Annotated in this window: 20 protein-coding genes; 9 read left to right on the top strand and 11 right to left on the bottom strand. The window is 72.0% G+C overall.

Going from position 1 to position 18,977, the window contains the following annotated elements; all coding sequences use genetic code 11:
* The first annotated feature begins 37 nt into the window (after window positions 1–37).
* Both erpA and ACIBTV_RS07915 read left to right on the top strand, forming a co-directional pair.
* Window positions 38–406 carry an iron-sulfur cluster insertion protein ErpA gene (erpA, locus tag ACIBTV_RS07910; protein ID WP_091596461.1) on the top strand — a complete coding sequence of 123 codons (369 nt, stop codon included), beginning with the start codon at window positions 38–40 and terminating at the stop codon, window positions 404–406.
* Between the two features lie 161 nt (window positions 407–567).
* Window positions 568–1,545 (top strand): carbohydrate kinase family protein, encoded by a 978-nt coding sequence (locus ACIBTV_RS07915; protein ID WP_396703268.1) that lies wholly within the window; start codon window positions 568–570, stop codon window positions 1,543–1,545.
* A gap of 71 nt (window positions 1,546–1,616) precedes the next feature.
* Here ACIBTV_RS07915 and ACIBTV_RS07920 read toward each other — a convergent pair whose 3' ends face one another.
* Both ACIBTV_RS07920 and ACIBTV_RS07925 read right to left on the bottom strand, forming a co-directional pair.
* Window positions 1,617–1,850, bottom strand: a complete 234-nt coding sequence (locus ACIBTV_RS07920; protein ID WP_091596467.1) for a sulfurtransferase TusA family protein — start codon at window positions 1,848–1,850, stop codon at window positions 1,617–1,619.
* Window positions 1,847–2,998 (bottom strand): cysteine desulfurase family protein, encoded by a 1,152-nt coding sequence (locus tag ACIBTV_RS07925; protein ID WP_396703270.1) that lies wholly within the window; start codon window positions 2,996–2,998, stop codon window positions 1,847–1,849. The genes ACIBTV_RS07920 and ACIBTV_RS07925 overlap by 4 nt, the downstream gene beginning before the upstream one ends.
* Window positions 2,999–3,197: 199 nt before the next feature.
* On the opposite strand from ACIBTV_RS07925, the gene coxB reads away from it, so the two are divergent.
* On the top strand, window positions 3,198–4,169 hold the full coding sequence (coxB, locus tag ACIBTV_RS07930) for a cytochrome c oxidase subunit II (RefSeq protein WP_396703271.1): 972 nt from the start codon (window positions 3,198–3,200) through the stop codon (window positions 4,167–4,169).
* A 10-nt stretch (window positions 4,170–4,179) separates the two neighbouring features.
* Window positions 4,180–4,605 (top strand): cytochrome c oxidase subunit 4, encoded by a 426-nt coding sequence (locus ACIBTV_RS07935; protein ID WP_396703273.1) that lies wholly within the window; start codon window positions 4,180–4,182, stop codon window positions 4,603–4,605.
* A 353-nt stretch (window positions 4,606–4,958) separates the two neighbouring features.
* Here the strand turns inward: ACIBTV_RS07935 and ACIBTV_RS07940 are convergent, their stop codons facing one another.
* The 4 genes from ACIBTV_RS07940 to ACIBTV_RS07955 form a co-directional block, all read right to left on the bottom strand.
* Window positions 4,959–5,165 (bottom strand): hypothetical protein, encoded by a 207-nt coding sequence (locus ACIBTV_RS07940; protein ID WP_396703275.1) that lies wholly within the window; start codon window positions 5,163–5,165, stop codon window positions 4,959–4,961.
* Between the two features lie 212 nt (window positions 5,166–5,377).
* Complete coding sequence (gene trpD / locus ACIBTV_RS07945) at window positions 5,378–6,424, bottom strand: anthranilate phosphoribosyltransferase (RefSeq protein WP_396703276.1); 1,047 nt, start codon at window positions 6,422–6,424, stop codon at window positions 5,378–5,380.
* 86 nt (window positions 6,425–6,510) lie between these two features.
* Window positions 6,511–6,906 carry a hypothetical protein gene (locus tag ACIBTV_RS07950; protein WP_396703277.1) on the bottom strand — a complete coding sequence of 132 codons (396 nt, stop codon included), beginning with the start codon at window positions 6,904–6,906 and terminating at the stop codon, window positions 6,511–6,513.
* A gap of 107 nt (window positions 6,907–7,013) precedes the next feature.
* Window positions 7,014–7,997, bottom strand: a complete 984-nt coding sequence (locus ACIBTV_RS07955; RefSeq protein ID WP_396703278.1) for a cytochrome c oxidase assembly protein — start codon at window positions 7,995–7,997, stop codon at window positions 7,014–7,016.
* A gap of 108 nt (window positions 7,998–8,105) precedes the next feature.
* Between ACIBTV_RS07955 and ACIBTV_RS07960 the strand changes: the two genes are divergently transcribed.
* The 5 genes from ACIBTV_RS07960 to ACIBTV_RS07980 all read left to right on the top strand — a co-directional run bounded on the left by ACIBTV_RS07960 (window position 8,106) and on the right by ACIBTV_RS07980 (window position 13,371).
* On the top strand, window positions 8,106–8,705 hold the full coding sequence (locus ACIBTV_RS07960) for a heme-copper oxidase subunit III (RefSeq protein WP_091596491.1): 600 nt from the start codon (window positions 8,106–8,108) through the stop codon (window positions 8,703–8,705).
* 72 nt (window positions 8,706–8,777) lie between these two features.
* Window positions 8,778–9,614, top strand: a complete 837-nt coding sequence (locus tag ACIBTV_RS07965) for a cytochrome c (RefSeq protein WP_091596494.1) — start codon at window positions 8,778–8,780, stop codon at window positions 9,612–9,614.
* Window positions 9,615–9,681: 67 nt separating this feature from the next.
* The gene (locus ACIBTV_RS07970) at window positions 9,682–10,770 is read left to right on the top strand and encodes a ubiquinol-cytochrome c reductase iron-sulfur subunit (RefSeq protein ID WP_396703280.1); all 1,089 of its coding nucleotides are present in this window, start codon (window positions 9,682–9,684) and stop codon (window positions 10,768–10,770) included.
* The gene (locus ACIBTV_RS07975; RefSeq protein ID WP_091596500.1) at window positions 10,767–12,395 is read left to right on the top strand and encodes a cytochrome b N-terminal domain-containing protein; all 1,629 of its coding nucleotides are present in this window, start codon (window positions 10,767–10,769) and stop codon (window positions 12,393–12,395) included. The genes ACIBTV_RS07970 and ACIBTV_RS07975 overlap by 4 nt, the downstream gene beginning before the upstream one ends.
* Window positions 12,396–12,663: 268 nt before the next feature.
* A complete protein-coding gene (locus ACIBTV_RS07980; RefSeq protein ID WP_091596503.1) occupies window positions 12,664–13,371 on the top strand; it encodes a DUF4142 domain-containing protein in 708 nt (235 codons plus the stop codon).
* 62 nt (window positions 13,372–13,433) lie between these two features.
* Here ACIBTV_RS07980 and ACIBTV_RS07985 read toward each other — a convergent pair whose 3' ends face one another.
* The 5 genes from ACIBTV_RS07985 to ACIBTV_RS08005 form a co-directional block, all read right to left on the bottom strand.
* Window positions 13,434–13,721 (bottom strand): Lrp/AsnC family transcriptional regulator, encoded by a 288-nt coding sequence (locus tag ACIBTV_RS07985; protein ID WP_013287689.1) that lies wholly within the window; start codon window positions 13,719–13,721, stop codon window positions 13,434–13,436.
* 48 nt (window positions 13,722–13,769) lie between these two features.
* Window positions 13,770–14,630, bottom strand: coding sequence for a sugar phosphate nucleotidyltransferase (locus tag ACIBTV_RS07990; RefSeq protein WP_396703282.1), 861 nt, complete (start codon window positions 14,628–14,630; stop codon window positions 13,770–13,772).
* Window positions 14,631–14,632: 2 nt separating this feature from the next.
* The gene (locus ACIBTV_RS07995) at window positions 14,633–15,175 is read right to left on the bottom strand and encodes an NUDIX hydrolase (RefSeq protein ID WP_396703283.1); all 543 of its coding nucleotides are present in this window, start codon (window positions 15,173–15,175) and stop codon (window positions 14,633–14,635) included.
* 52 nt (window positions 15,176–15,227) lie between these two features.
* Complete coding sequence (locus tag ACIBTV_RS08000; RefSeq protein WP_396703497.1) at window positions 15,228–17,018, bottom strand: RelA/SpoT family protein; 1,791 nt, start codon at window positions 17,016–17,018, stop codon at window positions 15,228–15,230.
* Between the two features lie 130 nt (window positions 17,019–17,148).
* Window positions 17,149–18,906, bottom strand: a complete 1,758-nt coding sequence (locus ACIBTV_RS08005; protein WP_396703284.1) for a DEDD exonuclease domain-containing protein — start codon at window positions 18,904–18,906, stop codon at window positions 17,149–17,151.
* Window positions 18,907–18,977: the final 71 nt, after the last annotated feature.

Below are 18,977 nucleotides of genomic sequence, written 5' to 3' on the forward strand. Positions count from 1 at the left end.
CGACGACCACACCACACGCGCGCAGGGAGAATTCCACGTGACCAGTCCAGCGCAGACCGAGTCGACCGAGGCCAAGGCCCCCACGTCCGTCGTCCTCACCGACGTCGCGGCGCAGAAGGTCAAGGCCCTGATCGAGCAGGAGGGCCGTGACGACCTGCGGCTCCGGGTCGCGGTGCAGCCGGGTGGCTGCTCCGGCCTCCGGTACCAGCTCTTCTTCGACGAGCGCTCCCTCGACGGTGACATCGTCACCGACTACGACGGTGTCGAGGTCGTCGTCGACCGGATGAGCGCCCCCTACCTGGCCGGTGCCACCATCGACTTCGCCGACCGCATCGACGCTCAGGGCTTCACCATCGACAACCCCAACGCGGGCAGCTCCTGCGCCTGCGGCGACTCGTTCAGCTGAGTCGACATACGCGTCACCATGACGGGGCCGTCCCGACCGGGGCGGCCCCGTCGTCGTACCAGCCGGTATCGCGCGGGTGACCGTCGTGCGACCGACCGGACACGGCCGGGTTGACGGCCCGGTAGGCTGACCGCGCCCTGCTCCCGACCCCGAGGGTTGACATGAAGATCGCGGTGACCGGATCCATCGCCACCGACCACCTGATGAGCTTCCCGGGTCGCTTCGCCGACCAGCTCATCGCCGATCAGCTGCACAACGTGTCGCTCTCCTTCCTGGTGGACGACCTGGTGCTGCGGCGCGGCGGCGTGGCGGCGAACATCGCCTTCGGCATGGGTCAGCTCGGCCTGAACCCGGTGCTGCTCGGCGCGGTCGGGGCCGACTTCGCCGACTACCGCTCCTGGCTGGAGCGCCACGGCGTGGACTGCGACTCGGTGCACGTCAGCGAGGTGGCGCACACCGCCCGCTTCGTCTGCACCACCGACACCGACATGTGCCAGATCGCCTCGTTCTACGCCGGCGCGATGAGTGAGGCGCGCAACATCGAGCTGGCCCCCGTCGCCGAGCGCCTCGGCGGGCTCGACCTGGTGCTGGTCGGCGCGAACGACCCCGAGGCGATGCTGCGGCACTCGGCCGAGTGCCGGGAGCGCGGCTATTCCTTCGCCGCCGACCCGTCCCAGCAGTTGGCCCGGATGGACGGCGAGGACGTGGTGTCGCTGATCGACGGCGCCGAGTACCTCATGACGAACGACTACGAGAAGTCGCTACTGCAGAGCAAGGCGGGGCTGAGCGACGCCCAGCTGCTGGAGCGCGTCAAGATCCGGGTCACCACGCTGGGCAAGCGCGGTGTGGAGATCGCCGGGCGCGACTTCGAGACGATCCACGTGCCGATCGCGCGGGAGACCCGCGCCGTCGACCCGACCGGCGTCGGCGACGGCTTCCGTGCCGGCTTCTTCACCGCGCTCTCCTGGGGCCTCGGCCTGGAGCGGGCCGCCCAGGTCGGCTCGCTGCTCGCCACGCTGGTGCTGGAGACCGTCGGCACCCAGGAGTACCAGGTCCGCCGTGACCTGTTCGTCAAGCGCCTCGCCGAGTCCTACGGCGACGTGGCCGCCGACGAGATCCGCCCCCACCTCCTGCCCTGACGCTCCCCACCCCGCGCCCGCGAAGTGCGCGATCGCCGGCTGGGCGGGCGGGTGGGGGCAGGTGGGGGTGATCAGTGTCGGCGGCGGACGTCGTAGGCGGGGCCGTCGGGCCCCGTCACCGTGCCCAGGAACTCCTGGCCGCGCATCCGGCACCACGCCGGGATGTCCACCGCCGCCGCCGGATCGTCGGCGAGCACCCGCACCACCGTGCCCACCGGCAGCTCGGGCAGCCGCCGGGCCACCGCGATCACCGGCAGCGGGCAGCGCTGGCCACGGCAGTCGAGCACCTCGTCGGGCAGCGTCACAGCCCCACCACCCCCGCCTCGGCGCGCAGGTCGGCCACGATCCCCGGCAGCTCGGCGAGGAACCGCTCGACGTCCGCCTCCGACGTCTCCCGGTGCAGCGAGACCCGTACGTTGCCGTGCGACAGCACCCCCATCGCCTCCAGCACGTGCGACGGGCGCAGCGTCGACGAGGTGCACGACGAGCCGGAGGACACCGCGAAGCCACGCCGGTCCAGCGCGTGCAGCAGCGCCTCCCCGTCCACGTACAGGCAGGAGAAGGTGACCAGGTGCGGCAGCCGGCGCTCCGGGTCGCCCACCACCTCCACGTCCGGCACGTCCGCCGCGACGCGCGCCCGGATCCGGTCCACCAGCGGCGCCAACCGGGCCGCCTCCGCCGTGGCCTCGGCCGCCACCGCGCGCAGGCTCGCCGCGGCCGCCACGACCGCGGGCAGGTTCAACGCCCCGGGCGTACGCCCCGACTCCCGCTCGTCGGCCGGATAGGGCGACTCCCACCGGGTGCCCTTGCGGACCACCAGCAGACCCACACCGGCCGGGCCACCCCACTTGTGGGCGCTGGCTGTCAGCAGCGACCAGCCCGCCGGCACCGGGCCCCGGCCGACCAGCTGCGCCGCGTCCACGTACAGCGGCACCCCGGCGTCGTCGCACGCGGCGGCCGCCCCGGCCACCGGCTGGACGGTGCCCACCTCGTGGCTCGCCGCGATCAGCGCCGCCAGCGCCACCCCCGGCGCGTCCACGGCCGCCGACCACGCGTCCGGGTCCAGTCCGCCGAGCCGGTCCACCGGCACGGAGGTCGCCTCGCCGCCGTCGGCGACGTGCCGCTCCGCCGCGTGCAGCACGGCGGAGTGTTCGATCGCCGAGTGCACGAACGTGCGGCCCGCCCGGCGGCGACCGGCCAGGCCGCCGAGCACGGCGGCGTGCGCGGCAGCCGTGCCGCTGGCGGTGAAGGACAGCTCGTCGGCGCGTACGCCCAGAGTCTCGGCGGTCGCGGCGCGGGCCGCGTCGAGAAGTTGGCGGGCCCGACGGGACTGGCTGTAGAGCTTGCCCGGGTCGGCCCAACCGTCGTCGAGAGCGGCCAGCAGCGCCTGCCGCGCGACCGGGTGCAGTGGCGTGGCGGTGGCCGCGTCCAGGTAGACCGGGGATGCGCTCACGACTACCTACGCTATCGCGAAAGACTCGGCCAAGATCCCCCGATGGGGGTGGACGGCCACCCCAACACGGTCGAGCCGGTCATGGTCGAGTAATCTGCGACCGTCGGTGACGCCTTTGCCGCCGGTGCTGTCGCTTCGCCCCGGCGGAGACCGACAGAATCAGACGAGACACCGCGGCGCGCTAGGGAGGCAGGACCAGGTGGTCGCAAGGAGTTCGGAGGTACGGCCGTCGGCCGTACGGCACAGCGCTTCCCCAGGAGCCGGCGGGCGCCGGCGGCGTGGTGCCGGTCGCCTCGCCGGGCTCGGTCTCGGCGGTGTGGCACTGCTGGTCCTGCTCACGGGTTGTGACGTCGGCGCGACGTTCGGCGGCTTCGGTTGGCCGCAGGGCGGCATCACTCCGCAGTCGCACCGGATGTACGACCTGTGGATCGCGTCCTGCATCGCGGCGCTCGCGGTCGGCGTGTTCGTCTGGGGCCTCATCTTCTGGTGCATCGTGCGCTACCGGAAGCGGGGCAACGAGCTGCCGGTGCAGACCCGGTACAACCTGCCGATGGAGTTCCTCTACACCATCGCGCCGGTGCTGATCGTCTCCGTGCTCTTCTACTACACGGCGGTCGTCCAGACCGACGTGAACAGGTTGACGAAGAACCCCGACGTGACCGTCGAGGTCGTCGCCTTCAAGTGGAACTGGCAGTTCAACTACCGGGACGGCGAGGGCACGGACGCCAACACCGTCGCCTCGACGCTCGGCACCAGCGAGGTCATCCCGATCCTGGTGCTGCCGACCAACCGGTCCATCCGGTTCGAGGAGACCAGCCGCGACGTCATCCACTCGTTCTGGGTGCCGGAGCTGCTGTTCAAGCGGGACGTCATGCCCGGCAAGATCCGGAACGTGTTCGAGGTGTCCAGCCTGGAGACCGAGGGCGCCTACGTCGGCCGCTGCGCCGAGCTCTGCGGCACGTACCACGCGTTCATGAACTTCGAGCTGCGCGTCGTGTCGCCGGAGAAGTACGACCAGTTCCTCGCGGCCAAGCAGGCCGGCCGCACCACGCAGGAGGCGCTGACCGCGATCGGCGAGGACCCGTACGCGGAGACCACCCGCCCGTTCGACACCCGGCGTACGACGAGCAACTTCAACCCGGACGACCTGCCGGTCAGCTCGGGGAAGTGAGGGAGCGGGCATGAAGACCGAGTGGCGTATCTTCCTTCTGATCGCCGGGTTCCTCGCCGGCGCGACCATCCTCTACGGTGCCTGGACGCACGGCGAGTCCGGCCACATCGAGTGGGTCGGCACGGTGGCCCTGCTGCTGTCCTTCCTGCTGTGCTCGATGTGCGGTGGCTTCTTCTGGTTCGTCTCCCGCCGCATCGACCTGCGACCGGAGGACCGCGCGGACGCCGAGATCGCCGACGGCGCGGGTGAGGTCGGCTTCTTCAGCCCGGGCAGCTACTGGCCCTTCGGGGTGGCGTTCGCCGCCGCCATCGCCGGCCTCGGCCTGGTGTTCTGGCAGCTCTGGCTGCTCGGTGTCGGCCTGGTGGCGGTCATCTTCGCCGCCTGCGGCCTGCTCTTCGAGTACTACTCCGGCACCCGGCGCACCGCCGAGCACTGAGCACGGCCGCACCACCGGACCACGACGACGGCCCGCCTCCTGCAGGAGGCGGGCCGTCGCGCGTCTGCGACCCGGGCTGGCGGCCCTCGCATCCCCGCCTCTGCGCCTCTGTACCGGTCCGGCCCGAGTGCCGGCGGGCGAGGAGGCGGTGCGGGCGCCCTGGACGCCGTACAGGGGTTGACCTGGGGTGGTGTTGCGCTGCGGGCCCGGTGGCGTGTTCGGGGCGTCTGGACAGCGCACACGCCCAGGACACCACGAGCGCGACGTCATCCGAGGTCACGTCCCAGCGTGGACGCCCGGTGACGGTGACCAGCGCGCCAGAGCCACGTGCCGCTGGGGCGTGGCGTGGGGCCTCAGGCGGCGCGGCGGTGGGTCGACGGGCGTCGGCGGCGGGCGGTGAGCTGCGGCGCGTGGAACGCGAACGTGGCGATCAACACGGCCGCCCCGCACCCGGTGCAGACGAGCTCGGGACAGTCGGTGCCGTGCCCGTCGACGCACGGCGGGGCCTCGAAGGGCTGAACGCCCTCGCAGTTGTCGCAGTGGAACTCGCGCTCCGACACGGGCGTCTCCTCTCGCTCCGGTCCGCCGACTGAAGCCGCGCACGACGGAGGTGAATCACTCCGATGTAGTTTCGCACGCGGGTCCGACAAGACCGCCTCGGCGGTGCGTTCCGGGCATCGTCCGCAGCCCCCGGGCTGGCCCCGTCCCTGGGCCTGGCGCCGTGCGGCGGGCGCAGCCGAGGGCGGGCCGCTGGGTCGGCGTGGGCGCGGCGTCAGAGCGAGCGGGCCACCTCGATCCAGCGGTCCAGGGTGGCCGTGGCGGCGCCGGAGTCGATCGACTCGGCGGCCCGGGCCATTCCGGCGCGCAGCGCGTCGGTCAGGTCGCCGTCGAGCGGGCCCTGCGTGGCCAGCGCCGCCGCCGCGTTGACCAGCACGGCGTCCCGGACCGGGCCGGGCTCACCGGCCAGTACGCGGCGCGCCACGCCGGCGTTGAACGCGGCGTCGCCGCCCCGCAGGTCGGCCAGGGTGGAGCGGGGTACCCCCAGGTCGGTGGCGTCGAGCACGGCCTCGCGGACGGTGCCGTTCTGCGCCACCCAGACGCGGGTCGGGGCGGCCGTCGTGAACTCGTCGAGCCCGTCCTCGCCGCGCATCACCAGCACCGAGTCCCCGCGGGCGGCGAACACGCCGGCCATCACGGGCGCCATGCGCGGGTCGAAGCAGCCGACGGCGCCGGCCCGGGGACGCGCCGGGTTGGTCAGCGGGCCGAGGAAGTTGAACACGGTGGGCACACCCAGCTCGCGACGGACCGGGCCGGTGTGCCGCATACCCGGGTGGAACCGGGCCGCGAAGCAGAAGCCGATGCCGGCCTCGGTGACGCAGCGGGCGACGGCCTCCGGGTCCAGGTCCAGCGGTAGGCCGAGGAACTCCAACAGGTCGGCGGTGCCGCAGGAGGAGGACGCGGCCCGGTTGCCGTGCTTGACCACGCGTACGCCGGCGCCGGCGACGACCAGCGCGGCCATGGTGGAGATGTTGACGGTGTGGGCCAGGTCGCCGCCGGTGCCCACCACGTCGAGCGCGGTGCCGCGCAGCTCCTCGGTGAGGGTGACCGGCACGGCGCGGCCCAGCATCGCCTCCACCAGGCCGGCCAGCTCGGCGGAGGTCTCGCCCTTGGCGCGCAACCCGACGGCGAAGCCGGCGATCTGCGCCGCGGTGGCCGAGCCGGCCATGATCTCGCCCATGGCCCACGCGGTGTCGGCGGTGGAGAGCTCCTCGCCACGCAGCAGCGCGTTGAGCAGGTGCGGCCAGGTCCGATCGCCCATCGCGGGCCTCCCGAGCGTGCGAAATGCGGGTGGGATGAACCGGCGCCGGTGGGTCCGGCGCCGTGGCGGTGCCGGAGCGGGGGACGTCAGGCGGGTGCGTGCGTCCGCAGCAGCTCGGCCACCGTGGTGCCGGTGGTCACCGGGTCGAGCGGGTGCACCAGGGTGGCGTCGACCTCGGCGTAGGCCGCGAGCCATCGGTCGGCGGCGCGGGCGATCACGAGGCAGGTCGGCGGCGCGTCGTCGCGGTCGTCCTTGATCTGGCGGGCGATGCCGATGCCGCCGCCCGGGCTGGCCTCGCCGTCGAGCAGCAGCAGGTCGATCTCGTAGTCGTCGACGAGGCGGATGACCTCCTGGTACGTCGACGCGTCGACGAACTCGACCTCCAGGTCGGGCGCGGGCCGGGTGCCGACGGCCAGCCGCATCCGGTCACGGACCTGCGGGTCGTCGCTGTAGAGCAGGACGGTGCACTGACGATCACTCATGACTCGACTGGCTCCCACCTCGTAGCTGCCCGGCTGATGCTACCGGTCGACGTGACGTACGTGACGTCCCGCCCGCCCGGTCGTCGGGGCGTACCCGTCGACGCCGGTCAGCTCGCGGATTCCGTGGCGCGCTGGCGGGCCTCCTGGCGGTCCAGCTCGCGGTCGATCCGGCGGGCCTCGCGTTCGGACTGCTTGACCCACTGCACGACCAGCACCGCGAGCATGGTCACGCTGACGAACTCGCCGCCGGCCCAGAGGATGCCGCCGGCGAGGACCTGGTCGTCCCACGGGTCGGCCCAGGACAGGTTCAGCGAGGGGTACCAGTCGCCGCCGAAGAGCGTGCTGCTCTGCATGATGGTGAGCCCGAGCACGGTGTGGAACGGCACGGAGAGCAGCATCAGCAGCGCCCGGGCCGGGTACGGCCACCGGCCGGGCAGCGGGTCGAGGCCGAGCAGCGGCCAGAAGAACACGCAGCCGGTCATGATGAAGTGCGCGTGCACCAGCTCGTGCGCCCAGGCGTGCTCGAGGGTGTAGCGGTACAGGTCGGTGAAGTACAGCACGAACGGGTTGACCACGAAGATGGCGAACGCCACCAGCGGGAAGCTGTAGACCCGGGCGAACCGGCTGTGCACGATCGCGAGCAGCCGCTTGCGGGGGCGCGCCGGCAGCGTACGCAGGGCCAACGTCATCGGCGCGCCCAGCGCCAGGAAGATCGGCGCGATCATCGACAGCACCATGTGCTGGACCATGTGCACGCTCAGCAGCGCGGTGTCGTACGCGTGCAGTCCGCTCACCGTGACCAGGGCGATGCCGCCGAGGCCGGGTCCGAGGAAGAACACCGTCCGCGCGACCGGCCAACGGTCGCCGCGCATCCGCAGCCGGTGTACGCCGTACAGGTAGAGCCCGGCGGCGAGCACCAGGCCGAGCGCCAGCCAACTGTCCAGCCGGGTCTCGGTCAGCAGCGCGCTGACGGTGAACGGCGGCGGGAGAGCCTCGCCGCCCGCGGCCAGGCTCGGACCGGCCCAGGTCGCGTGGGCCGTGCTCGGCGGGACCGCCGAGGTGGCGGCGAAGATCGGATCGACGTGCAGCACGCTTTTCAGGCTAGGCCAGGCGAACCGGACGACCACGATCGGGCCACCCTGACCGTTGGTTTGGCCCCCCGCTGATCGTGACCGCCGGTCAGGGGCAATAATGACCGCGTGACTGCGGCCCCAGCCATTGACAAGAGCCGGATCCACTCCCTGACCCGACCCAACATGGTCAGCGTCGGGACGATCGTGTGGCTCTCCAGCGAACTCATGTTCTTCGCGGCGCTGTTCGCGATGTACTTCTCGATCCGCGCGGCTGCGCCCGAGCAGTGGGCGGAGCACACCGAGGTCCTCAACATCCCGTACGCGACCACCTTCACGGTGATCCTGGTGTTGTCCTCGGTCACCTGCCAGCTCGGCGTCTTCGCGGCCGAGCGCGGCGATGTGCACTCGCTGCGGCGCTGGTTCACGATCACGTTCGTGATGGGCCTGATCTTCGTGCTCGGCCAGCTGAACGAGTACCGCACGCTGGTGCACGAGGGCGTCAAGATCAACGAAGACGGTTACGGGTCGATGTTCTACCTGACCACCGGCTTCCACGGTCTGCACGTGACCGGCGGTCTGATCGCCTTCATCATCTTCATGATCCGCACCACCATGGGCCGGTTCACCCCGGCGCAGGCGACCTCGGCGATCGTCGTGTCGTACTACTGGCACTTCGTCGATGTGGTGTGGATCGCTCTCTACGCCATGATCTACTGGCTTCAGTGATCTTGGCGCGTCACGAACCGCGCCGCTGCTCCGTCCCCTGAGACAAGGTCCAACCGGTTAAGGACACAGGTCATGACTTCTGACAACGACCGCCGACGCGGTCTGCTCGCGCGGTTGCGCGGGCGGCCCGCCGCGCGCAGCAGGGGCCGCCGCCGGCTGGGTGCCGCGGTCCGGCTGGTCGCCGCGCTGATGCTCGCGGGCGGCGCCTACACGGTCTTCGCCCCCGGTGCGCAGGCGCAGGACGACCCCACGCTGACCGGCGCCGCCGCCGAGGGCAAGGCCCTGTTCGACGTGAGCTGTGTGACCTGCCACGGTCGCAACGCGCAGGGTGTCGAGGGTCGCGGCCCGAGCCTGATCGGTGTCGGCGCGGCCTCGGTGGAGTTCCAGGTCAGCTCCGGCCGGATGCCGCTGGCGCGGCAGGAGGCCCAGGCGCACCGCAAGCCGCCGCTCTTCACCGACGAGCAGACCCGCCAGCTCGCCCAGTACATCCAGGAGCTCGGTGGCGGTCCGGTCGTGCCGAACGGCGACGACCTGCACTCCGAGGGCGACATCGCCGCCGGTGGTGAGCTGTTCCGGATCAACTGCTCGCAGTGCCACGCCTTCGGTGGCGGTGGCGGCGCGCTCTCCTCGGGCAAGTTCGCCCCGAGCCTGCGCCCGGCGAGTGACCGGCAGATCTACGCCGCCATGCTGAGCGGCCCGCAGAACATGCCGGTCTTCGGGGACAACCAGATCACCCCGGAGCAGAAGGCCGACATCATCGCCTACATCCAGGAGACGCTGAAGCACGACCAGGACCCGGGCGGCTTCAACCTGGGCCGTTACGGTCCGTCGACCGAGGGTCTGGCGATCTTCCTGGTCGGCATCGTCGCGCTGGTCTTCGCGAGCCTGTGGATCGCGGGCAAGTCGTGACCGAGCTGACCTTTCGATTCAGTGCTGCGGTGCCGCCGCTCGGCACCGCCGGTAACGAGGTGACGGCATGAGCACGCACACCGAGCACCAGACCCAGCAGGGCCGGGAACCGCTCGACGTGAACACCCCCGGGCTGACCCGTTTCGACATCGTCGAGGAGGGTGCCCGCCGGGACGACATCGAGATCGTCCACTACGAGCCCCAGGTCGCCCCGAACTCCAAGGCCGAGCGTCGGCTGGTCCGGCTGGTCGCCGGTCTCTTCCTGCTGACCGGCCTGCTGGCGACCGCGTTCCTGGTCATCTACATCTGGTGGCCGTGGGAGTACGAGGCCGGCCGCGGTGCCGACAAGCTCTTCACCCCGCTGCTCGGCGTCACCCTGGGCCTGGCCCTGCTGGGCGTCGGCTTCGGCATCCTCACCTGGGGCAAGAAGCTGCTGCCCAAGGAGGTGTCGATCCAGGACCGGCACGAGGGCGCGGTCTCCGCGGACGACCGGACCATCACCGGCCAGACCATGCTCTACATGGCCGACGAGCTGGGCGTGAAGCGCCGTCCGCTGCTCGGCATCTCGCTGCTGGCCGGTCTCGCGCCGGTCGCGGCCGTCGCCGCGGCGCCGCTGGTCGGTGGGCTGATCTCCAACCCGCACAAGAACAACCAGATGTTCACGACCGGGTTCGCCCCGGCCGAGGGCGGGCAGAAGATCCGGCTGGTCCGCGAGGACGGCCGTCCGATCCGCCCGGCGGACATCAGCGCGGGCGGCCAGCTGACCGTGTTCCCCGGCATCGAGCACGGCGTGAGCAACCGGCACGCCGACTCGCCGACGCTGCTGATCCACCTGCGGGACTCCGACGCGCAGGAGTCGCGCAAGGCCAACGAGCGGGTCGGCCACGGCGACTACATGTGGGGCAACTACGCGGCCTTCTCCAAGATCTGCACGCACGCGGGCTGCCCGGCCAGCCTCTACGAGCAGCAGACCAACCGGCTGCTCTGCCCGTGCCACCAGTCGCAGTTCCTGATCACCGACAACGCCCGGCCCGTCTTCGGTCCCGCCAGCCGGCGGCTGCCGCAGCTGCCGATCGAGGTGGACTCCGAGGGCTTCTTCGTGGCGAAGTCCGACTTCACCGAGACCGTCGGGCCAGACTTCTGGGAGCGGCCATGAAGCGTCGTAAGTTCGACCTGGCGGCGACGCCGGGCAAGGCCGCCGCGGGGGTGGACGACCGCTTCCAGGTGGCGACCCCGCTGCGCCGGCTGCTGAACAAGGTCTTCCCGGACCACTGGTCCTTCCTGCTCGGCGAGATCGCGCTCTTCTCGTTCATCGTGCTGCTGCTGACGGGGGTCTTCCTGACCTTCTTCTTCGAGCCGGCGATGACCGAGGTGATCTACAACGGCAGCTACGCCCCGCTGCGGGGCACGCCGATGTCCGCCGCGTACGCCTCCAGCCTGGACCTCTCCTTCGAGGTCCGCGGTGGTCTGATCATGCGGCAGATGCACCACTGGGCGGCGCTGCTGTTCATGGCCGCGATCGTCGTGCACATGCTGCGCGTCTTCTTCACCGGCGCCTTCCGCAAGCCGCGCGAGACCAACTGGATCATCGGCTCGCTGCTGTTCTGGGTCGGCTTCCTGGCCGGCTTCACCGGCTACTCGCTGCCGGATGACGGTCTCTCCGGCACCGGTCTGCGGATCGCCTCGGCGATCATGCTGTCCATCCCGGTGATCGGCTCCTGGCTCACCTCGTCGATCTTCGGTGGGGAGTTCCCCGGCACGATCATCATCAGCCGGTTCTTCATCGCCCACGTGCTGCTGATCCCGGGTCTGCTGCTCGCGCTGATCAGCGCCCACCTCGGCCTGGTCTTCAAGCAGAAGCACACCCAGTGGCCGGGCCCGGGTCGGACCAACGGCAACGTGGTCGGCGAGCGGATGTTCCCGCGGTACGCCATCAAGCAGGGCGGCTTCTTCATGATCGTCTTCGGCGTGATCGCGCTGATGGGCGGTCTGTTCCAGATCAACCCGATCTGGCTCTTCGGCCCGTACGAGGCGTGGGTCGTGTCCGCCGCCAGCCAGCCGGACTGGTACGTCATGTTCCTGGACGGCTCGACCCGGTTGATGCCGGCCTGGCAGATCAACATCCCGATCGGTGACGGTTACGTCATTCCGCCGCTGTTCTGGCCGACGGTCGTGCTCCCCGGCATCCTGGTCGGTCTGTCCACGCTGTACCCGTTCATGGAGGCCCGGCACCTCAAGGACCGCAAGAGCCACAACCTGCTCCAGCGGCCCCGCGACGTTCCGGCCCGCACCGCGGTCGGCGCGATGGCGGTCTCCTTCTACGTGGTGCTGACCCTCTCCGGCGCGAACGACGTCATCGCCGACAAGTTCCAGATCAGCCTGAACGCGATGACCTGGGCCGGCCGTATCGGTCTGCTCATCGTGCCGCCGCTGGCGTACTACGTCACCTACCGGCTCTGCCTGGGCCTGCAGCAGCACGACCGGGAGGTGCTCGCGCACGGCGTCGAGACCGGCATCATCCGGCGCCTGCCGGACGGCCGGTTCGTCGAGGTGCACCAGCCGCTCAGCGCGGCGGACGGGCACGACGGCCACGGCGAGCTGCCGTACGTCGGCTGGGTCGTCCCGAAGAAGATGAACCGGCTCGGCGCCCTCGGCCCGGCCATCCGGGGCTTCTTCTACCCGATCGAGAAGCCGGTCGAGGCACCGGTCTCGCCGGGGCACCCGCCGGTCGAGGCCCGACCGGAGCGTGAGGAGATCGGCAGCGGCGAGTCCCGCCGCTGACCCCCGCACCACCTCGACGTGGCGCCCGCCGGATCATCCGGCGGGCGCCACGTCCGTTTCCGGCGCTGAGTCGTCGAGGTCCGGCACCGCGGGTTCCGTGCGGCCGGACACGAGGGCGGGGACCGGGACGTACGCGTGGGCGGCGGGCCGGCCGGTCCGGAGCCGGACGGGCGGGCCCGGAGGCGACGGTCCCTCGCGGCGGGGGATCGCAGGAATAACCCCGGTGAGCCGGGTATCCGTGCGGTCCAACGTCTCAAGGGGGGGAAGCATGTTGGGTATCAAACGCCTCGGCCTGCTGGCCGCGCTGGTGCTGGTCGGCGTCGCGCCGGCCGCCGCGGCGCAGGCCGCGGCACAGCCGTCGACGCAGGACACCCAGTACCTGCAGGCGATCCATCAGGTCAACCTGTTCGAGATCACCACGGGTGAGCTGGCCCAGCAGAAGGGCCAGAACCAGCAGGTCAAGGACCTGGGCAAGATGTTCGTGACCGATCACACCCAGCTGGACCAGACGGTGCAGCAGACCGCGTCCCAGCTCAACGTGCAGCTGCCCAACGGGCCCACCGCGGACCAGCAGGCCGTGATCGACCGGCTGAACAACGCCAGCGGTGCGGAGTTCGACCGGGAGTGGGTGACGGCCCAGCTGGCCGGCCACCTGCAGGCCATCCAGGCCACCCAGACCGAGATCTCGCAGGGCTCGGAGCAGTCGGTGATCCAGCTGGCGCAGACCGCGCTGCCGACCCTCCAGGCGCACTATGACGAGCTCGTCCAGCTCGCCCAGCAGCTGGGCATCCCGGTCCCGCAGGCCAGCGCCAGCGGCACGCCGAGCCCCGGCGCGACCACCGAGTCGCCCGGCACCGAGTCGCCGGGTACGGAGTCGCCGGGCACCGAGGGCCCGGGTGGCGGCACCACCGAGTCGCCGGGCACCGAGGCTCCGGGTGGCGGCACCACCGAGTCGCCGGCTCCGAGCGAGAGCTGACGCCCAACCACAGCGGCGGCCGGTCCACCCCCCGGGGTGGGCCGGCCTCCGTGCGCCGGGGCTCAGTCGGCGTTGGCCAGGCCGATCGCGAACGCCTCCTCCAGGTCGTGCTGCGAGTACGCCCGGAACGCGATGTGCGACTCGGTGTTCAGCACGCCCGGCACCTTCGAGATGCTGCCGGCGATGACCTGGGCGATCTGCTCGAACTCGCGGACCCGGACCATGGCGATCAGGTCGACGTGCCCGGCGACCGAGTAGACCTCGCTGACACCGGGCAGGTTGGCCAGGGTCTCGGCCACCTCGGGGATCGAGTCGGTGGCGCAGTCGATCAGCACGATCGCGGTGATCACGGGACAGTTCTCCGTTCGTCGGCGTCGTCGCTCATGCTAGATCCTCGGTTACGGGCGGGCGGCCGGCACGGTGAGGTCGTCGCCGGCCCGCACCACCTCGCGCAGCCGTTCACCCGCGTGGACGGTGCCACCCGGCCAGACCACCGAGCGCTCCACCTCCCCGTGCACCTCGGCGCCGGCCCCCACCACCGATTCGCGGCAGCGGCCGGTGACCGTGGCGGTCGGGTCGACCAGGCCGGCGGCGCCCGCCGCGTGCAGGTTCGCCGCCAGGTAGTCGGCCGGGGTGCCGGTGTCGTAGAAGGTCCGGTGGAAGGGGACCACGGTCAGCGCGCCCTCCGCCTCGGCCGGCCGCCACACCGCGCGGACGAGGTCGCCGAAGCCGCTCGGAAGGTCCCGGACCCGCCGCCACGGCAGCAGCGAGAAGCCGGTGAAGACGTGCCCGTCGAAGGTGCCGAGCGCCGTCGGGTCGGCGGCCGGCTGGCCCAGCAGGCGTACCTCGTGGCCGTCCCAGCCGTCGAGCAGCGCGGCGATGTCCGGGCCCGGCGTCGCGGCCGGGTCGGCCAGGTAGGCGTCCGCGTTGCCGACCAGCACCGGGCGGCCGGCGATCCAGTCCCGCAGATTCGCGACGCCACCGGCGGTGCCGAGCGGGTCACCCGGCTCGACCGACAGGTGCGCCCGGTCACCCACGTGCGCGACCACCTGGTCGGCCAGGTAGCAGGCGTTCACCGCGACCCGCTCCGGCCCGACCAGGCCGAGCCCGGCCAGGCGGTCCAGCGCGCGATCGAGCAGCGGGATGTTGCCGACCGGGCAGAGCGCCTTGGGCAGGCGTTCGGTCAGCGGACGCAGCCGGGTGCCCTCACCCGCGGCGAGCACGACGGCGCAGACGTCGCCGAGGCCGGCCGCGGCCACGGTCACTCCTCCGTGCCAGGCACCGGCGGCGGGAACTGCCCGGCCAGCGGACCGATCCCGTAGTAGCCGAGCAGCCGCGCCGTCGGCCAGCTGAGCTGCGGCAGGTCGTCCAGCGGGTGCCAGGCGGCCTCGAAGACCTCCGCCCCGTCGACCGTCAGCTCGGTGGTCGACGCGGGCACCTCGGTCTCGAAGACCATGTCCACCCAGCCCTTGGCGTGCACCAGGGCGTTCGGCACGGCCGGGCGTAGCCGGGCGGGGGAGAGCCGGATGCCGGTCTCCTCGTGCAGTTCGCGGGCGGCGCCCACCACCGGCGCCTCGCCGCGCTGGAGCAACCCGGCGGGGAGCGTCCACCGGGTGCCGGGCGGCTGCCGCAGCAGCAGCAGGCGACCCGCCCCCTCGGCCTCGGCGTCCCGGACCAGGGTGACCGCGCCGACGATGTACTTCGGCACGGCCAGCCGGACGAGTCGGCGCCGCACGGGGATCGGCAACCGGTAGAAGAGCTGATAGGCGATGGCCCGGCCGGTGACGCGCGAGCGGGGGATCATGACTCCAGGCTAGTGGTCACGAGCCGTCCTCGTGCCGGGCGGGGGCCGACGGTCACTGCCGGTGATCGACCAGGTCGATGAGTTGGCGGACCACGGCATCCGGTTCGATGACCCGGTCGAAGACCGCGACCAGCAGCGTTTCCAGGTCGGGGTAGCCCAGCTCCTCGGCGAGCCGCAGCAGCGGGAGGTCGCTGGCCAGGCCACGGTTGTGTTGCCGCAGGGCGAGCCCGATCGTGGCCCGGCCGAGGCGAACCTTGTCACTGATCGTGATGCCCGGCGCGGTGTGCTCGGCGAACCAGCGGTTGATCTGCATCTGCGCGTGCGGCGACTTGACGAAGTCCAGCCACTCGCGACGCGGGCCGCGCGGCGCCGCCTCCGCCTCGAAGCCGTTCTCGGCGTCGCTCTCGGTGAAGATCTCCACCACGTCGCCGTCCTCCAACTCCGAGGAGAGCGGCGCGAGCCGGCCGTTGATCCGTGCGGCGAGACAATGGTCGCCGCGTTCGGTGCCCAGCTCGTAGGCCAGGTCGACCGGGGTGGCACCGGCCGGCAGCACGACCTGCCGCCCGTCGGCGAAGACCTGGATCTGCGCCTCGGCCAGGTCGCAGCGCAGTGACTCGAGGAACTGGGCCGGGTCGGACGCGTCCTGCTCCCAGTCGAGCACCCGGTGCAGCCACGCCAGCTGGTCGGCCCGGGCCGCCGCCCCGCCGCCCGCCCGGGGGAAGCGGTAGTCGGCGGCGATGCCGTACTCGGCGGAGCGGTGCATCTCCTCCGTGCGGATGAGCACCTCCACGGTGCGGTCCTTCGGGCCGCGGACGCTGGTGTGCAGGGATCGGTAGAGGTTGTTCTTCGGTGAGGCGATGTAGTCCTTGAAGCGGCCCGGCACCGGCCGCCACGTGCCGTGGATCGCGCCGAGGGCGGCGTAACAGTCGGTGGCCGGGCCGTCGACCACCACGGCGATGCGCGGCAGGTCGAACGGCGCGGTGTGCCCGCCGGCCACCGTGTCCTTCCAGATGGAGTAGAGGTGCCGGGGGCGCGGCGTCACCTCGGCGTCGACGCGGCTGCGGCGCAGGGCGACCTTCGCGCGGGAGACCACGTCCTCCAGATAGGCGTCCCAGCCCGGCCGGTCGTGCACGTGCCGGGCGATGCGGGCGTGTTCCTCCGGCTCCAGGTGCAGCAGCACCACGTCGTCCAGCTCGCGTTTCAGGGTTTGGATGCCCAGCCGGTCGCAGAGCGGGACCAGCACCTCCTGGGTCTTGCGGGCGATCCGCTCCCGGGAGGCCGCCGAGCGTACGCCGAGGGTGCGCATGTTGTGCAGCCGGTCGGCGAGCTTGATGATCAGAACCCGGACGTCCTTGCCGGCCGCGATGATCATTTTGCGGGTCGTCTCGGCCTCGGCCGCCTTGCCGTAGAACGCCTTGTCGAACTTGGTGACCCCGTCGACCAGGTGAGCGACCTCCGGCCCGAAATCCTCCGCGAGTGCCTGGAGCGTGTAGCGGGTGTCCTCCACCGTGTCGTGCAGCAGCGCCGCGACCAGGGTGGTGGTGTCCATCCCGAGGTCGGCGCAGATCTGGGCGACCGCCAGCGGATGCGTGATGTACGGCTCGCCGCTCTTGCGGAACTGGCCGCGGTGCATGTTCTCCGCGATCGTGTAGGCCCGCCGCAGCACCGACGGGTCGACGCCCGGGTGGATGGCGCGGTGGGCCCGGACCAGTTGACTGACCGGATCGGCCTCGGCGGTCGGCCACGCGAGCAGCGACCGTAACCGGCGGGTCAGGGGCAGCTCGCCCGGCTGGGCTGGAAGGGCGCCCCCCAGGGCGGCGCCGTGTCCGGCGTCGACGTCCACGAGGGACACCTCCTCACCCCGGCCCCCGCGGTGCCGGTGACCCGGCAACCGGGAGCAGGCCCACGAAACGGGCAGGACTGCACTTCTCTAACAGCCTAAGGGAGTCGACGTAGTCCGATCGGTCAGTTGGTCATGAGCGTTCGGTCGAGAGTTGGTGGGTCATGGAACCTTCGGCCTTGGCCAGAAGGTCCCGGAACCGGCCCGCACCCCGCACCGGGGACGCCCAACCGGAGGACATCTCGACGAGCCGGGTCTCGGGTCGCTCCAACCAGGACAGGATGCGTTCGGACTCCTCGGCCGAGGCTCGGGGCACCGGCCCGTGCCCGGCCGGCACCGTCTCGGCGGTGGCCCGGATCGCGGCCAGCGTCGGTCGCGGATGGACGCCCGGCGGGGACACCCCGGCGCCGGCCAACCGACCGTGCCGGACCAGGGCCAGCTCCCAGCCGCCCCGGGCGGCCGGCCGGGCCGCGGCCAACTCGGCGATCCCGGCGAGCGCGCCGAGCCGCTGCATGCGTACGGCCACCCGCAGCACCGCCGCCAGCCGGGACCGGACCACGGCGGCCTCCTCGTAGCGCTGGGCGGCGGAGAGCACCTCGATCCGGGTCAGCAGCGCGTCCACCACCACCTGCGGGTCGTCCGCGGCGGCGGTGCGGAACGGCCCGGCGGCGCGGTCCTCGTACTCCTCGGGGGTGATCCGGTGCTCGCACGGCGCCGGGCAGCGACCCAGCTCGGCCAGCGCGCAGGCCGGCGTGACGGTCCGCAGCGAGAGCTTGTGCGTGCACTGCCGCAGCGGCACCGCGTCGTGGAAGCCCGCCGCGGCCAGCTCGGCGGCCCGACGGGAGGTGAACGGTCCGAGGAACGACCGGTCGGCGGGGGAGACGTCGCGGACCACGGACAGCCGGGGGTAGTGCTCGTCGGTGAGCTTGAGCCAGACCATCCGCTCGGGGTATTTCGAGCGCCGGTTGTACGGCGGCGCGTGCGCGGCGATCAGCCGCAGCTCGCGGACCTCGGCCTCCAGCGAGTGCGCGCACTCCACCGCCTCGACCCGTTCCGCGGCGGCGAGCATCTCGGAGATCCGGGCCCGCTTCTCCGCCGCCGTGAAGTAGCTGCGGACGCGGGTGGCGATGTCGACCGAGGTGCCCACGTAGAGCGGGCGGTCGTCGGCGGCCCGGAAGATGTAGACCCCCGGCGCCTTCGGCAGCCCGTCGGCGAGGTGCCGCTTGCGCCGCTGCGTCGGGGTCACCGCCCGGGCGAACTCGATGGCGTCGCCGATGGTGTCCACCCGGTGCCCGCCCAGCCGGGCGATCAGCCCGTGCAGCACGTCGACGGTGGCCTTCGCGTCGTCGAGCGCCCGGTGGGTCGGCTGGGTGGCGGTGCGGAAGTGGGCCGCCAGGGTGCCCAGCTTTCGGTTGGGCACCTCGTCCCGGGTGAGCACCCGACGGGCCAGCGCGGCCGTGTCGAGCACCCGGGGATTGGGCCAGCGGTAACCGTGCTTCGCGCAGGCCGCCTTGAGGAAGCCCACGTCGTAGGGGGCGTTGTGGGCCACCAGCACGGCGTCGGCGATGAACTCCAGGAAGCTCGGCAACACCTGCTCGATCGGCGGCGCCGGCACCAGCATGGCCTGTGTGATGCCGGTCAGCACGGTGATGAACGGCGGGATCGGCTGCCCCGGGTTGACCAGCGTGGCGAGCACGCCCAGCTGCTCACCGCCGCGGACCTTGACCGCGCCGATCTCGGTGATCCCTCCGCCGTCCGGGGCGCCGCCGGTGGTCTCCAGGTCGACCACCACGAAGGTGGTCGCGTAGAGCGGCAGCGCCGGGTCGATCCCGGCGTCCCCGCCGGGGTCGAGACCAGCCAGCGTCTGCTGGACGTACTCCGCCTGTGCCATCCGCGGCACGCTAGCGCCACCGTCCGACACTCCCGTCTCAGCTGCCCCAGGGGTCACTACGAGGGCTAGGA

Source organism: Micromonospora sp. NPDC049366, from assembly GCF_044466625.1.
Lineage (GTDB): Bacteria > Actinomycetota > Actinomycetes > Mycobacteriales > Micromonosporaceae > Micromonospora.

Bases quoted from the DNA above. Each gene is read 5' to 3' on its own strand.
- ACIBTV_RS07915 (WP_396703268.1), top strand. From the start codon at position 568: ATGAAGATCGCGGTGACCGGATCCATCGCCACCGACCACCTGATGAGC.
- ACIBTV_RS07935 (WP_396703273.1), top strand. From the start codon at position 4,180: ATGAAGACCGAGTGGCGTATCTTCCTTCTGATCGCCGGGTTCCTCGCC.
- trpD (WP_396703276.1), bottom strand. From the start codon at position 6,424: ATGGGCGATCGGACCTGGCCGCACCTGCTCAACGCGCTGCTGCGTGGC.
- ACIBTV_RS07950 (WP_396703277.1), bottom strand. From the start codon at position 6,906: ATGAGTGATCGTCAGTGCACCGTCCTGCTCTACAGCGACGACCCGCAG.
- ACIBTV_RS07965 (WP_091596494.1), top strand. From the start codon at position 8,778: ATGACTTCTGACAACGACCGCCGACGCGGTCTGCTCGCGCGGTTGCGC.
- ACIBTV_RS07970 (WP_396703280.1), top strand. From the start codon at position 9,682: ATGAGCACGCACACCGAGCACCAGACCCAGCAGGGCCGGGAACCGCTC.
- ACIBTV_RS07975 (WP_091596500.1), top strand. From the start codon at position 10,767: ATGAAGCGTCGTAAGTTCGACCTGGCGGCGACGCCGGGCAAGGCCGCC.
- ACIBTV_RS07980 (WP_091596503.1), top strand. From the start codon at position 12,664: ATGTTGGGTATCAAACGCCTCGGCCTGCTGGCCGCGCTGGTGCTGGTC.
- ACIBTV_RS07995 (WP_396703283.1), bottom strand. From the start codon at position 15,175: ATGATCCCCCGCTCGCGCGTCACCGGCCGGGCCATCGCCTATCAGCTC.
- ACIBTV_RS08005 (WP_396703284.1), bottom strand. From the start codon at position 18,906: ATGGCACAGGCGGAGTACGTCCAGCAGACGCTGGCTGGTCTCGACCCC.